The organism is Tenacibaculum agarivorans (assembly GCF_001936575.1).
Classification (GTDB): Bacteria; Bacteroidota; Bacteroidia; order Flavobacteriales; family Flavobacteriaceae; genus Polaribacter; species Polaribacter agarivorans.
Window position 1 is genome coordinate 1 of sequence record NZ_MSMP01000016.1, and the last position, 16690, is coordinate 16690.

At 33.0% G+C, this 16690-nt stretch carries 10 protein-coding genes; 5 read left to right on the top strand and 5 right to left on the bottom strand.

Annotated features, from left to right (window positions below):
- The 3 genes from BVC87_RS13145 to BVC87_RS13155 all read right to left on the bottom strand — a co-directional run.
- Window positions 1–6085 (bottom strand): hypothetical protein (locus BVC87_RS13145; protein ID WP_143569782.1); only part of this gene is annotated, 6085 nt, incomplete at its 3' end.
- 119 nt (window positions 6086–6204) lie between these two features.
- Entirely contained in the window at window positions 6205–8097 is a 1893-nt protein-coding gene (locus BVC87_RS13150) for a PorP/SprF family type IX secretion system membrane protein (RefSeq protein WP_075342852.1), read from the bottom strand.
- Between the two features lie 4 nt (window positions 8098–8101).
- A complete protein-coding gene (locus BVC87_RS13155; protein ID WP_083629455.1) occupies window positions 8102–10414 on the bottom strand; it encodes a T9SS type B sorting domain-containing protein in 2313 nt (770 codons plus the stop codon).
- Between the two features lie 171 nt (window positions 10415–10585).
- Here BVC87_RS13155 and porQ point away from each other — a divergent pair, with 171 nt between their 5' ends.
- Window positions 10586–11632, top strand: a complete 1047-nt coding sequence (gene porQ / locus BVC87_RS13160) for a type IX secretion system protein PorQ (RefSeq protein ID WP_075342854.1) — start codon at window positions 10586–10588, stop codon at window positions 11630–11632.
- Window positions 11633–11855: 223 nt separating this feature from the next.
- Window positions 11856–12551 (top strand): (d)CMP kinase, encoded by a 696-nt coding sequence (cmk, locus tag BVC87_RS13165; RefSeq protein WP_075342855.1) that lies wholly within the window; start codon window positions 11856–11858, stop codon window positions 12549–12551.
- A gap of 593 nt (window positions 12552–13144) precedes the next feature.
- Here the strand turns inward: cmk and BVC87_RS13170 are convergent.
- Window positions 13145–14173: an RluA family pseudouridine synthase gene (locus BVC87_RS13170; RefSeq protein ID WP_075342856.1), complete on the bottom strand. Its 1029-nt coding sequence runs from the start codon at window positions 14171–14173 to the stop codon at window positions 13145–13147.
- A 53-nt stretch (window positions 14174–14226) separates the two neighbouring features.
- Window positions 14227–14784, bottom strand: a complete 558-nt coding sequence (locus BVC87_RS13175; protein ID WP_075342857.1) for a PASTA domain-containing protein — start codon at window positions 14782–14784, stop codon at window positions 14227–14229.
- Between the two features lie 110 nt (window positions 14785–14894).
- Between BVC87_RS13175 and BVC87_RS13180 the strand changes: the two genes are divergently transcribed.
- The 3 genes from BVC87_RS13180 to coaD all read left to right on the top strand — a co-directional run bounded on the left by BVC87_RS13180 (window position 14895) and on the right by coaD (window position 16670).
- The gene (locus BVC87_RS13180) at window positions 14895–15866 is read left to right on the top strand and encodes a D-alanine--D-alanine ligase (RefSeq protein WP_075342858.1); all 972 of its coding nucleotides are present in this window, start codon (window positions 14895–14897) and stop codon (window positions 15864–15866) included.
- A 27-nt stretch (window positions 15867–15893) separates the two neighbouring features.
- Window positions 15894–16064 carry a hypothetical protein gene (locus tag BVC87_RS23410; RefSeq protein WP_159439356.1) on the top strand — a complete coding sequence of 57 codons (171 nt, stop codon included), beginning with the start codon at window positions 15894–15896 and terminating at the stop codon, window positions 16062–16064.
- Between the two features lie 153 nt (window positions 16065–16217).
- Window positions 16218–16670 (top strand): pantetheine-phosphate adenylyltransferase, encoded by a 453-nt coding sequence (coaD, locus tag BVC87_RS13185; protein WP_075342859.1) that lies wholly within the window; start codon window positions 16218–16220, stop codon window positions 16668–16670.
- Window positions 16671–16690 lie beyond the last annotated feature (20 nt).

Below are 16690 nucleotides of genomic sequence, written 5' to 3' on the forward strand. Positions count from 1 at the left end.
TCGGCGTTACAACTACACTTGGACTCGTTACTGAACCAACTGTAATAGTCTCATCATAAGTACAGCCTAAACCATCACGAACTGAAATATCATAACTTCCTGCGGTAGCAATTGCAAAAGTATTTCCTGCTACGTAACTCGCTGTACCTCCTGAAGATACAACTGAATATTCATAAGAATTATTTCCTCCACTTGCCGTTATCTCTACTTCGCCATCATTACATGTAACTGGAGTTGTTGAAACTGTAGCGGTTAACGTTGAATTTATAGTATGGTTTGATGTCGTTGAAACACAACCTAATCCATCTCTTACTTGTACATTATAATTACCTGGAGTTAAACCTGTAAAAGTATAACTTGATGATGCTGGACTTGGAACTACCCAAGTCGCTCCATTATCAATACTGAAATTATAATCACTTCCTGAACCACCTGAAGCATTAACTACAATCTGACCATTGCTTCCATCATAACAAACCGTTGGTGTTGCAGTATGAGTAGGATTTGTCGGGTTAGGAATGGTAATTTCAAAAGGTGTACAACCTACTGCATTGACTGTCATTCTGACATTATCTATAAAATTCCCTATAGATAAACTCCCTGTAGCTGTTGAAATAGCAACAAATGAAATTATTGTTGTTGTTTGTCCTGCTGGAACAGTATAAGATCCTGAATATGAACCCCAAGCTGAAGTTCCATCAGTCATAGTTTCTGTAAAATTCGGAGTTGCTAAACTTGCTCCGATTCTTACTTCAGCTACATCTACTCCACTTCTACCTCTATGATTTAAAGACCAATTAATTACATCACCAGGTATGGTACAAAATTCTTGGTATAAAGCTGAAGGTAAGTTTGCATTTAATTCTGCAAAATATTCTCCATCAGCTGATGGAACTCCTCCATTTCCACTTCTCCATAATTCAATTCTATTATCAGCATCAGCTTCCCATCCATCAACATTATTTTCGTCTGTTATTATATAAGTAGTAAATGGTGATGCAACATTTTCAAAACTTCCATTTGTAAATGGATCTGTAGAGCAACCACACTCTGTACAATTATTCCCATCCCTTATACTAACAGTATAAGTACCAGGAGCTAATCCTGAAAATACTGTTGATGTTTGCCAAGTTGTTCCATTATCTATACTATATTCATATGGAGGAGTACCTCCACTACCTTGTACGTTTATTGTTGCTGTACCTCCTAAACAACTAGGATTTGTTGTTATTGTTCCTGTAACAGATAATAAATCTGGTTGAGTAATAGTAACTGTACCTAAATTTAATTCACAAACTATTGAACCTGAAGTTTCTCTAATTCTAACATCATAAGTTCCAGCTGCTAATCCAGGAATTCTATAAGGGTTGTCAGAAGTAGAATCCCAAGTTGCTCCTCCATCTGTAGAATATTCATAATTTCCTCCATTAAAGTTACTAGCTTGAATTGTTATTGTACCATTATCTGAAGCATTACATTCTAAATTGCTAGAGGATACAATACTTCCGCTAAATTGTTGATTTTGTAATACATTTATAATGAAATCTCTAGGACAAGCTCTATCAGCTCTTACTGTAAAAGTATGTGCTGCAGGATTTACATTTGTAAATACATTAGAAGCTTGTGGTGTACCACCATCTATACTATAGGTATATGTTAATGAAGGTGTAGCTGGTGCTATTAATGTTACTGTTGCTGTACCATCACAATTATAATCAATAGTATTTGTAAAATCAGGAATCACAGGATGTGCTTCAACTACTATTGCTGGTAATACAGGATTACTACATCCGTTAGAATCTCTTACTTGTAAATTATATGTTCCTGGAGTAATATTATTAAATATTGTAGAAAACTGCCAAGTGACACCATTATCTACACTATATTGATAACCAGATCCTGATCCTCCAGTTGCATTAGTAAATGTAATAGTTCCATTTGGCTGAGGACAAGTAGAATCTCTTGTTAAACTTGCTGTACTTGTTGGTGCTGAAGTAGCATCTATTGAAATCGGACCTACTGTATATGGACAAATAGAAGTTCCTTTTGTAGCTCTTACGGTAATTGTATAACTTCCTACTCCTAATCCAGTAAAATCATTACTTGTTTGAAAACTAGTACCTCCATCTATACTGTATTCTAAAGAATACCCTATTAATCCTGGTGGTGTATCTGTATTTATAGTAATGCTACCATCGTTATTTCCAGGACAAGTAACATCGGTATGTACTTCACTAAACTGTAATTGATCCTCCAGGCTTATTGTTACAGGAGATGATATTTGAGTACAGTTGTTACTATCTATAATAATAAACTCATATGTACCTTCTTGTCCTACAGGTATACTATATGTAGTATTAGTTGTAAATCCTTCTAAAGTTGTAGCGTTAAAAGTTGCTGGTATACCTGAAACATCTGTATACGAAATTGCAGATGCTGTTGCTGTTGTTGCTGGAGTGTATGACCAAAGTGCATATGTTAATACTGATGGCCCTGCACCAGCACAATTGCTAGAAGCTCCTCCCATCCCTGATGGAGTATCTCCTAAACTTGTTAAATACAATTTATCTAATAAAGCTCCATCTTCTCGGAAACCAATAGTAATCGTATGTGTACCAGCACTTAAAGTATATGTATTCGCTTGAAACCAATCCCAAGTACTTGTAGGTCCAATACCGTTCCATCTAAATGGGGTGCCACCATCCACCGTAATCCAAAATGAATCGTCATTAGTTGTCGGCGTTATGACTCTTCCCCAAAGACTAAAGGTACCTGCATTAGCTATATCAACACTAAATGTTATTTGTCCATTCGCATTAGTTGGAGCACTACCTAAACTATTGCTACCCGAACGAATAGTAACATAAGTACCACCTGAAGCATCTGTATCATTTATACTATCCCAACGTCCTCCTACTGTACCACATTCTGCTTCAAGCCATATAGCATCAGGATCTGATGCAGTTCCTCCACTACCTGTTAAACTTATAATTCCGTTACTACAGTTTATATCTTTTGTATTAACCGCAGTTAAATTTAAAGGCGCAGGTACTGTAAATTCTGGTGTATCTTCTGAAAAAGAACACGTAACTGTACTTGCAGAATCTGTAGTCGTTACCTGAACAGTATATATACCTGAACTATTTACTGTAAAAGTTCTGGCACGATCAGTTGTAGGTCCAAAACTACCTGCTGAACCTCCTCCAGGATTTACAATATTATATATGTATTGAGTTGTTGCTGGTAAACCTGAGGCTACTTGCACATTAATTTCTCCCGAATCACCATCACATAAAATTGGTGTTGTATTGACTGTAACATCTAAATCAACAGAACCTACAGCTATATTAAAGAAAGGGAATACACAAGAAATTGATGTATTTCTAATGTACACATCATAACTACCAGCTGTAGTTACAGAAAATACGTTAGAAGTTTGGTAAGCTGAAGCTGCTGGAGCAGAAGCCCCTGCATTAACTAGTGCATATTCATATCCAGCTGGTACATTATTTATAGTTATACTACCCGCATTACCACAAATAATATCTTGTGGGACTATAGTTGGGTTAATTGTTCCTTTGAATACATTAAAATAGTAACGGTCAAAACACCCTCCTGATTCTTCAATTATTAATCTATATTGCCCTGCATCTGAAAAATTTCTTGTAGGATTATTTGGATCTGTTGCAACATCTACCCATGTTCCATTAATATCTGGACATGTTGCATCTGGTGCTGGGCTTGTTGGAACACTAAGTTCTTGCCAAGTAACTGTAGTTGGTGCTCCAACTCCAGTAGCTATAGTACGAGAATCTGAATCACCACATAAATAAATTTCTGATAATTCTAAAGTAGCATCACTTACACAAGTAACTGTTCTATCTGCTATAGCTATCAAAGGATTGGTTCCTGAACCAAATGGACCAACATTATATGTTAAATCAAATGCCACACAACCTGCTGGTACTCCCGGTGGATTTACTCTAGTCACCGTATATGTTCCTACTGCAGTTGCTACATAATCTTGATTTGTACTTACTACTGTACCTGATGCATCTCTCCATTCATATGATAAAAAACCAGTTCCTCCAGGTAAAGTTACTGAAGCCCCACATAAAGTAACACTTTGCGCATTAGTCGCACATGTTGCTATATCAGCTAAAACATTAGTTGACCTAGCCTCTCCAAAACCACAGGCATCTACTCCTGAGAAACTTAATGAGTTGGATACAACTACTCCTCCTTCTCTTCCTTCATAACTTGCCGATGCCCTATTTTCAATTACATTAGAACATACATCTGTTAGTAAACTACAATCACTAACAATTCGAACTCTTATTTCTATATTATGATCTGAACCACCTTCCTCTACTAAGGAATCATCTACAGATAATGTTAGTATTCCCTGAAAACCATTCAACGCAGAAGGTGTTTCATAACTAACTAAAGAAATACCTGTAGGTAAAGTTAAATCTGTTGATGGATCAAAATTCTGAATATTTTTTGGTAATTGATCTGTTATTACTGTGTTGATAGCATCATCAGTACCTATATTTTGAAGATTTATATTATATATCAATTCATCATTCAAATTTACAGGATCGTTGTGGGGAAGTGGTGTTCCTGATGCATCAGTCACCGTTTTAACCAACTGAACATCAGGCTGTATAATTTCTACAGCCATTACATTTAAAAATGGCCAATACACATCACCGGATGTTGTAAATCTAGCTGTAAAACTTGTTTGTCCATTGGCTATAATGGTATTACTTGGGTTATTTAACTCAAATAAGTCAACATCAAATCCTAATGTATTTTCACTATCTAAATTTCTATTAGTATCAAAAGCATCATACTTTGTTATACTACCATTGAAGAAATTATCCAACGGGTTTCTTGTATTTGTTACATCAACAAAAACCGAAGAAGTATTCTGAATCTGGAAGTTATCTCCAGTAATAAAACCATCTCCTTCTAATGCAGCAGTTAAAAACTGAGCTCTAACTGGCCCTGCTGGAATTGTAGTAAATCCATCAAATAAAACATCTGTATTATTAGTACCGTCAATAGTCGAGAATCCATCGAAAATAGAAATGTTTTTACTAGATTCTGTTTCGTCTGCATAAATGATAACCATCACCCATCCTGCAGAACCTCCTAAACCATAATTAAAGTCATTTCCAACCGTTGCCCTAATATTACCTGCGAAATAATCTCCATTTGGATTAGCTAGGGATTGTACCATAGTGGTTACATCTTTATAACAGACATAGGGTCGTTGTTGTGTAATACCACTATCATATATCACCTCATCACTTGTAATATCTTGATAATTTTGTCCTGGTAATTTGAATTTTATATCTCTATAATCTCCTTCTCTTGCCCCCTCTGTTGACCAATTATTATATGGATAAATTCCAGCCCAATATAATCCTGCATATTCTACCCTAGAACAAGCAGGTAATGTTAATGTAGATTTAGAAGAAGAAAATGTATCCCCATTACCTGTAATCCCCTCTAGGTCATCCACATCTATATATTGCATATCGAAATCTCCATTGTTAAAATTAACAATATCATCTCTTATTCTTCTGTAACTTTCCCTACATCCAAAAAATGTGAATCCCGCAAAATAGTATAATTCTTCAGTATTATTAGGATGTGCTATATCTGCAGTTAATCGATCAGTTGTTTCAGTATATACATAATCTGTATACGTAAAACCACAAAAATCAGTTAGCGTTTGCTGAGTTGCACTTCTTGTATATGTAACAAGGTTTGTGTAATCTCTGTTTAAGATATTATTACCTACAAAAGTGATATCCCCTTTTATATTTATACCACCTGTGGCCAGCCTTTGTGTAAATGGAGTATCAGGAAGCCTCCTTGCCATTACATTATTTGCAGGAACTTCGTTTATAACGATTCCTTTTTTTGACTGTATTTCCTTAGACAGATTATCTACCTGAATTTCAGGTATTTTTTTTGCTTTAGCTGATGGGGTAAATGATATGTTCTTCTCTTCCTGAGAAAAACTCATCATCATACTAAAGACTGTAATGATAAAAAGTAATTTTGTCTTCATTTTTTGGGGATACTAAGTAAAATTTTCTAAAAACTAATACGTAAAATATAAATCACACTAAAAAGCTCACTTCATTTAAATATAATGATTTTTTCATAATTCTCAATTGACTTAAACCATTATCTTATTTGAATAATACTCTTTCGATCATAATAGGCTCCATTTAAATTGTTTTTAAACAATTTAATTATTTCAGCTCTATCATCTGTTTTATGTATGTAAATGTGTCTATTACCTGTTTTGGGATTCAAGAAATATCCAGCATTTATATTATCATTTTCTAACTCATCTAAAAATCTGTCTGCATACGGTTTCTTAGAGAATACACCTACTTGTAGGTAGTAACCTGGCTCTAAACCATCCATTAACTTCATTGTTCTTACTCTAGCAGATCCTTGCGATTTTGGTTCTTTAATTAACTCTCCTTCAGCCCCTAATGTAACTTTCATTACATATAGGTTGTTACCTCCAGCTCCTTTATCTCCTTTACCTCCGCCTGTAGCAGCTTTTAAACTACTAATATCATTTGCCGATGTTCCGCTAGTTTTATCATTCTCAAAACCTTTTTTACCAGAACCATTTACTTCATCTACAAGTTCTTCTGCTTCTTCTTTTTTACCAAAGCGTTTGAAATACACTACATATACATTATACTTAGGATCTCTAACATATCTTGCTTTTATTTTTCTTTTCCTAAGTTTTTCAACCTCTGCTTTTGCTTTCTTAATATCTCTAAACTGATCAAAAGCAACATAGTACATAGTTCCACCACCACCTCTAGTCGTAGTAGAACTTTGTCTCCATGGCTTGCTAGATCGTCTTGGCAACGATTGATCTCTATCTTCAGTCGGTTGCGCCTTAGGTGTTTCTGGAGTTACCTCTTTTATAATAGTAGTTGTATTTGTTGGTTGATTCTCTAAACGTTTAAGAATTTCATCAACTTTTCTATTTAACTTATTAATTGAATCTTGAGCTATTCTTACCTCATCAGATAAATCATTATGCTCAGGATCTTTATACTCTTCTTCTCTACGCTCAATAGTTGGTGTAGGATTATTTTCTGGAATAATAACCTTAACATTTGGATTTCTTCTAGATCTTAGTCTACTTCTACCAAATTTATAAATTAAACCTACTTCATTAGTTCCACTTAAATTTTCTTGCTTTTCATATGCAAAACCAATAGAAAGTTTTTTATTTAAATTGATACCAAAACCTGCATTTAGTCCAAAAGACTTATCATAACCTACTTTTAGCCAACCTACTTTTGGTAAATCTGCTAAAGCAGTTGCAGCATAAGAAAACCCATCTACTTTTGTTCTTCTACCTATACCTAATGCTCTTACCCGCATACCTTGTAATAAACCTGAGGTATTTACAAAATCAAATGTATAAGCAGCATGTGCAGAAATGGTTTTATCTGCAAATCCTGTAACAAATTCGCTAGTTTTTAAGTTGAAATCCCCTAGATTTTCAAAAAATAGTCCAACATCCAATTTCCCAAATGAAACTGTTGCTGCTGGCTGTAGAACCACTACTGGTTTATCTTGATAGTTATTGATCAATGGATCAACTGTATTACTTAAAACTCTTGGGTTATCTATTCCTCTTCTACTGTAGAAAAAATTGAATCCAAACGTAAGTTTATTTTTCTCTCCTAATTTAAGTTGATATGCATAATTTACCATAGCACCGAAATCTTTAAAGACTCCTATATCTTGTTGAAAAACAGCTATCCCTGCCCCTACATTATCTTGCATTTTTCCTGAATAACTAACAATGTGTAAACGTGCTGCGTCTTGAAACTCAATATTTGAGCTTCTACTTATAGCTTCTATTGTTGCTGTTTCTCTATGTAATAATGAAAATGTAGGAACTGTCATGAAATTATTAAATTTCATAAAGCTCCTAGCAGAAAACCCATTATACTCATCCTCACCTATACTTAGCTGTGAAAAACTAGTAAGAGAGCATAAAGTTAATAGTACTAATAACGTAATTTTCTTTACCATATACTTATTGCAATATGGAGATTGTCCCCGCTTTAACTAAATTATTGTCTTTTAAAACTTTAAAATAGAATAACATTCCGTCTTTTAAATTATTCTCTTCAGGCCAATTATTCTGATAATCCATGGTATTTAAAATTTCATTTCCCCTTGAATTATAAATAATTACCTGAACATTCGTTTGGAATGCAAATCTATTTGGTAATTCCCAAGTATCATTAATACCATCCCCATTAAATGGAGTTAGTATGTTGGGTATTATTAACTTACCATCATCTTCAACTACATTAATTTCTCTTTGCGCTGTACAGCCTCCTACGGTTCCAATCACCGTAAATGTACCTAAACTTACAACATCTAATGCATCTGTGGTAGACAACAATGTTCCATCTTCTGCAAACCACTCATAAGAATCCGCTCCTGATGCTGTTATTGTTACTGTTTCTCCTGGCGATAACACTGCTGTGCTTGATGGACTTACTTCTAATACTGAATCATCAAACTCTAAAACATTAATCTCTGCTATAGTTGTAAGACACCCAAAACCTTCATAAGTCACACTATATAAACCTATTTCATCAATTACAACATTACTAGGATCAGCAACGGTTAGTTCAGACCCATCTTTAAACCATCTGTATGTATAACCAGCTACAGTTGTTAAACTAAATGTTATTGTTTCTCCTGGACATAAATTATTGGACACTGAAGAAGACATAACCTCAACATTACCTAAACCTAATAATACATCTAGAGGATCAGAACTTATTGTTGAAGTAGCACTTAATTCAACATCTAATGTGTATGAACCATTGTCTAAATACGAACCTACCGTATAAGTATCCAATGTTGCACCACTAATACCAGTTCCATCTTTTACCCATTGCAAATAATCTGCGGTTAAAAAATCTATTTGATCTTCAGATAAACTATAATCATTACCATCTGTACCTGTTGCAGTTATCCCTACAATAGATAGTACTGTATTTTCATTTTCACATTCTGTGTAATTCTCTGCCGTTCTGATAGCAACATCTAAGTCTACAGCATCTACCACTGTGATTTCTTCTGTTTTTTTCGAAAAAGGACAAGACGTAGAATTGTCTACTACTTCAGCGCAGTATACTCCTTCTCCTACAACATTTAATAACGCATTGTTAGAAGCAGGTATAGGATTTCCGTTTAAAAACCACTGAATTGTCTCTGAACTTGCATTATGATCTACCGTTAATTCAATAGTCTCTCTGGGTAATCTGATTCTAGTAGCACTACTTTGTATATCAATATCAAAATCAGAACCTGACCGCTGTTGTATAGTTACATTTTGAGAATTACTAATACATCCTCCTACCTCTATTTCAAGTCGATATACACCAAACTGATTACTAGCCGGTATAGTATATGACGTAGCATTACTAGGCAATCCTGTAATAGGCACATCGTCTTTATACCATATATAATTCAGTGTAGGATCACCTGTGACACTTGAATTCAACTCAAAAGTCTCGTTAGCACAAATTTCTACCGTAGTAAGATCAGCTCCACTACTATCTTGGATTGTTAATCCCATTGGAGACACTGAAGTGACAGTTAACCTATTTGAAGTAGTTAACCTAGCTGCACTGGAATTTGTACATGCTCCGCGCTCTACTGCAGCAAAATATGTTCCTGGTTGTGTTACTTGTAACGTAGAATCCGTTTGTCCAGGAATCACATCATCAGCACCAGTAGTTGGATTTACTCTAAACCATCTGTAGGTAAAATCAGGATTTAATATATTCACCGAGATATCTACAGGCGCACCTCCACATATTACTACAGCATCTCCAAAATCACCATCTCCATCATCTAAAACTAGTCGACCTGTAGCCGGATCTGTATCAATAAAATAAGCCTCAAAAGGATCTGAAGGCACACTTTCTAGACCATCTGGTAATGGATGACTAGAAACTATCTTTATTCTGTAACTAGCCCCATATGTATTTGCAGGAAAAGCAAAACTAGTAGTTACATTAAAAAGACTATTACTCTTAAAATTTCCAAGATCTTGAGTTCCTGAATCAAAATTCCCGTTAGGGTCAGAAAGAATTACTGTATAGGTATTATCTGGTCCTAAGCTAGCTCCTGAAACATCAAATCTAACTTGAAAAAGATTAGCTCCAGTAGATGCACAAGCAAAAGTAATCGGATTACCTGTCACCGGAGAAAAAAGCATTGGCTTTTGAATTGTAGTTTGCCCAAACAAATAAGTACCACTACACAAAAAGCATAGCAGTATAAGAATAAGCAACTTAATATTTGTTTTACTGTACTTATACATAATAAGCGGGGACTATTAAACCTAATTTACTATATGTAGTTAACATATATAACATACAAATATATTCATTTTATTGTAAATACAAATTTTATCCCTATAATTTAAATTTTATAACACTACGGTTAAAATTAATACGTTAATTTTACGAACTTATTATATGATCTTAAAAAAATGTTAAAGCAATTTTTTTTTATTTGTATTTTTTTCGCCTTAGTTTCACATGCTCAAGTTGCTGGTACTTCTATCTTTTCTTTTTTGAATACTTCTACTAACGCTAGACAAACTGCACTGGGTGGAAAAACGCTTAATTTACTTGATGATGTAGATCAACCCACATGGAATCCTGCAACTATCAATTCAAATTTAAACAAACAAATATCTGCTAATTATTCTAGTTTTTTAGCTGGCATTTCTATCGGATCAGTTTCTTATGCTCATAATTTCTCAGGGATTTTTAAAACATTTCATTCTAATATTACTTATGTAAATTATGGTGAATTCATTCAAGCAGATGTAGATGGAAATGAGACAGGAACTTTTAATGCCAGTGATATTGCTTTAGCCTTAGGAACTTCATACCAAATTCCAAACTCTCATATTTATATAGGTACTAGTGTTAAATTCATCTATTCTTCTATTGCTAACTTTTCTTCTACAGGATTAGCATTAGATTTTGGAGCCATATATTATAATGCGTTAAAACCTTATACTTTTTCGCTTGTCATGAGAAATATAGGTACCCAATTGAGTACTTTTAACGGAGAAAGTGAAAACTTACCTTTTGAAGTTGCTATAGGAGCTTCTTACCTACCTGAAAACTTACCTTTACGTTGGTATTTGACTGTTGATAATTTACAACAATGGGATATTAGCGTTCCTAATCCTTCTAATCAAACTACTGATTTGGATGGCAATACTACAGAGGAAGAAATTTCTTTTATTGATAATGCTTTACGACATTTTATAATTGGTGCTGAATTATTTCCAAAAAGAGCTGTTAATGTTAGAATTGGTTACAATTTTAGAAGAGGAAAAGAGTTACAATTACAAAATGTAAGAACCTTTGGTGGTATCTCTTTTGGTTTTGGTTTGCGAATGAATAAAATCAAATTAAACTATGCGTATTCAAGATTTCATTCTGCTTCTAATGTTAGCACCTTCGGACTTTCTATTGATTTAAATAAGAACAGAACAGAAATTGCGCCTACCAAGTATTAACCCGAAAAATTCATACTATTTCTATTACAAAGCCAAACTAACTGTACTATCTGGAAATGCTCAAAATTTTATTCCTCAAAATTGGACTACAATTCTTTCAGAAAAAAACTCCTGTGCTTCCCATATATCTTGGTATTTTGACTTTTCATGACGAAAAACTATAAATTTTACGAGTCAAATTAACAAGCTAAGCTTTATCTTTGTTGCCAATTAATCACATTTAATGAGCGCTAACAAAATTATCATTGCTTTAGATGGGTTTTCATCTACTGGAAAAAGTACTATTGCCAAACAATTAGCTAAAACATTGAACTACATATATGTAGATACAGGTGCAATGTATAGAGCAGTAACTTTTTATGCCATGAGGAAACAATATATTGACGCTAATTCTTTTGAAATAGATAAACTCATTAATGATCTTGATTCCATAAGACTTTCATTTGTTTTTAATGACACACTTGGTTTTGCTGAAATGTATTTAAACGATGAAAATGTAGAGAAAGAAATTCGAACGTTAGATGTGTCTAAATTGGTTAGTAAAGTTTCTGCCATTTCGGCCGTTAGAAAAAAGTTAGTTTCAGAACAACAAGTAATGGGTAAGGATAAAGGTATAGTAATGGATGGTAGAGACATTGGCACAGTTGTTTTTCCTGATGCTGAATTGAAATTATTTATGACTGCTTCCGCAGATAAAAGAGCGATCAGACGATATAAGGAGCTTATTGACAGGGGCGATAATGTTAACTACGAAGACATCCTTCATAACGTTCAAGAAAGAGATCGTATTGATTCTACAAGAGAAGACTCTCCGTTAATCAAAGCAGATGATGCTATTGAATTTGATAATTCTGATATGGGACTGGAAGAACAGTTTGAAAGAATTATGAGTTTAGTAAAAGAAAGAATAAAAAGCTAATTTTTTCAACCGCCTGAAAATTTAGTATTCGTATCTAAATATATTTTATTTTCAAATACGCGATTCTCAGCGATTGGGATTTTCGGAATCAAACGTATTTTATAGGGGTTATTTTGCTATCGACTCAATTTAAAAATATAGAAAGTAAAATAGTAATGATACGATTTTAGATGTACGAAATATTTAAATTGAATAGTTACTTTATCATTTTTTAATTTGGATAGTATTTAATGTACAACATGTTATACGATTTACGATTAATTCTTTCGCATATGTCAGTTCGAGTATTTTTCATGAAGCGTTAGCGTAGTAAAAAATGTATCGAGAACAAAACTACTACTTCTCGATACAAAATTATTCTTCATTTAATTACGAATAATTTCACTCGAAGTGACAAAATGTTTAAACGAAATTGTATTCCAAAAGTCGTATTATAAACTAACTTTCAATCTCTACTATTTTGCTAGTTATTTAAGGTAAAAAACTTCTCACTGCAACCTGAAAAATAAGTAATTCTTACAATTGAAATTACTGTAAATTTCAAGATTGTAATTTCCATTCCCATAAATTATCACTGATTCGATTTTCGTCACTTATTCTTCTATTGAATTTACTGCGTATCTTCTCCATTTCTCTAAACACGCTTCAATATCTTCAGGCACTTCTGAATTGAATTGCATTACTTTTCCACTGGTAGGGTGTACAAAACCCAACGTTTTTGCATGTAATGCTTGCCTAGGTAAAACTTTAAAACAGTTATCTACAAATTGCTTGTACTTGGTAAATGTAGTTCCTTTTAATATTTGATCACCTCCATAACGTTCGTCATTAAATAAAGTATGACCTATATATTTAAAATGAGCTCTGATTTGATGTGTTCTTCCTGTTTCTAATTTACATTCTACTAAAGTAACATATGTAAAACGTTCTAGTACTCTATAATGTGTAACTGCAGGTTTACCAAATTCTCCATCAGGATATACTGTCATTTGCATTCTATCTTTCTGACTTCTTCCAATATGACCTTCTATTGTACCTGAATCATTTTCAACAGTACCCCAAACTAATGCATGGTATAAACGTTCTGTAGTTTTATCAAAAAACTGTTTTGACAAATGTGCCATGGCATGCTCTGTCTTAGCAATTACTAATAAACCACTAGTATCTTTATCAATTCGATGTACTAAACCTGGACGCTCATTACTATTTTTAGGTAAGTTTTCTATATGATGAATTAAACCATTCACTAAAGTCCCTGAATAATTTCCATGTCCTGGATGTACAACCATACCAGGCTCTTTATTAACCACTATTACATCATCGTCTTCATATACAATGTTAATTGGAATATCTTCAGCAACTAATAAATTTTCATGTGGAGGGTAAGATAACACCACACGAACTACATCTTTGGGTTTAACCTTATAGTTTGATTTTACCGCTATATCATTAACTAAAATATTTCCTGCCTTTGCAGCTTGTTGAATTTTATTACGTGTAGCATTTTCAATAAAATTCATTAAAAATTTATCTACTCTAAGTGGTTCTTGCCCTTCAGTAGCTACAAACCTGTAATGTTCATACAAATCTTCGTTATCCTGAATATCATGATTCTCTTGCATTATCCGGTAATCTCAATTATCAATTAATAGTTATTCAATGAATGATTGGTCTGTTAGTTTTTTGAACCATCACCTAAAATAAGGTTGATGACAGATTTTTTAGGGAGTTTATCACCTAAACCAATCTGCTTTCCTTTATATTTTAAACCTCTTACCACATCTTTTCCTATATCTGGTACATAAGTATAGTCCTTCCCTACTGTGAAACCTATAGAACGTAAATGAGTTATTGCTTGACGTTTAGTTTTTCCATTTAAATCTGGAATCGCTACATCTTTATATTTAGATGGATTTAATGTCAGGTAAATTTTACGTCTATCTTTAACAAAATCTCCTGCTTCAGGATTTTGGTCGATTACTGATTTTTTTGGATAGTCAGGATTATAACTAGCACTATCAATAACAACAAACGATAAATTTAACTCTGTTAATTGCTGTTCTACTTCAGCTAATGTCTTTTTCTCTAGATTTGGAACTTGAATTTTTTGGTTATGATTTGTAGTGTATCCTAACCACCATTGTAACATAAAAATAAAAGCTAATAATCCTACTATAGCAATTCCAACTTGAATAAAAAATGTCTTACTTTTTAAAAAGTGTAATAATTTCATTTTTGATTTTTTGAAAGATGCAACAAATGTACATTAAAAATAATAGTATTTTAGAAACATCAATTTTTAAAATACTATTTTTGGTAAGTTTATAAGATCAAAAACTAAAAATGAAAAAAAATATTGCCATTATTATGGGTGGCTATTCTTCTGAGGTAGCCATTTCGCTTAAAAGCGGTAATGTTGTTTTTAAACATCTAAACACAAATAAATACAATGCTTTTTGCATTCATATTCTTAAAGAAGGTTGGTTCTACGTTGATAACGATATAAAGATACCTGTAAACAAACACGATTTTTCTATTGAAAAAGATGGCAAGAAAATCACATTTGATTGTGTTTTTAATGCTATTCATGGTGCTCCTGGTGAGAACGGAACCATTCTAGCTTATTTTGACTTGTTAGGTATACAACATACCTCGGCTTCTTTTTATCAAATGGCGTTAACATTTAATAAGAGAGATACATTAAGTATTTTAAGAAAATATAATATTCCAACAGCAAAATCGGTGTACTTAAATCGTGGAAATACTATTACTGTTGATGACATTGTCAATACAGTTGGACTTCCTTGTTTTATAAAACCTAATAATGCAGGTTCTAGTTTTGGAATATCGAAAGCGCATACAAAAGAAGATATTCTATCTGGAATTGAAAAAGCTTATAAAGAAGATGATGAAATTCTTATTGAAAGTTTTCTAGACGGAACAGAAGTTTCGGTAGGCGTAATTCAATATAAAAACAAAACTAAGGTATTACCAATCACAGAAATTGTATCTGAGAATGACTTTTTTGATTATGAAGCGAAATACGAAGGAAAATCACAGGAAATTACTCCTGCTAGATTAACTCCTGAAGAAGAAACAAAGGTAAATGCCATAGCTAAAAAAGTATACACTGTTTTAAATATGAGTGGTTTTTCTAGATCAGAGTATATTTTGGTTAAAGGAGAACCTCATTTCTTAGAAATGAATACCGTACCTGGACTTACTGAAGAAAGTATTCTACCACAACAAGCCAAAGAAGCAGGAATTTCTTTAACTGAATTATTTGATAATGCTATTGAAAGTGCGTTAAAATAATAAGTTAAAAGTTGAATTAAAACTAAGATGGAGATTGAGCTTGTCGAAATCGAAGTTGGAAGTTGGAAATTGGAAGTTGGAAGTTGGAAATTGGAAGTTGGAAGTTGGAAGTTGGAAGTTGGAAGTTGGAAGTTGGAAGTTGGAAGTTGGAAGTTGGAAGTTGGAAGTTGGAAGTTGGAAGTTAAGTGTATTTTTTAAAATTGAATCATAACAAATACAATGCTAAATTATAAATAATTTTATTTTAAAGATTATCTGTTCTTATTAAGATATAATTCTAGGATAATTGATAATTGATAATTGATAATTGATAATTGATAATTGATAATTGATAATTGATAATTGAAATATATGAAACGTGCTATTTTTCCAGGATCATTTGACCCTATCACACTAGGGCATTTAGATATTATAGAAAGAGGAATTACTTTATTTGATGAACTCATTATTGCTATTGGTATTAATGCTGATAAAAAATATATGTTTCCACTAGAGAAACGCAAACAATTTATAGAAGAGGCCTTTAAGAATGAACCTAAAATTAAAGTAGTTACCTATAAAGGATTAACTGTTAATTTTTGTAGAGAAATAGATGCTCAATTTATTTTAAGAGGACTTCGAAATCCTGCAGATTTTGAGTTTGAAAAAGCTATTGCTCACACCAATAGAAAACTATCAGAAATTGAAACTGTTTTCTTATTAACTTCTTCAGGAAAAAGTTATATCTCATCATCAATTGTTAGAGATGTGATACGAAATGATGGAGATTATACAGGTTTGGTACCAGACTCAGTAAGAGTTTAAATTCTTGACTCTGCAAACAT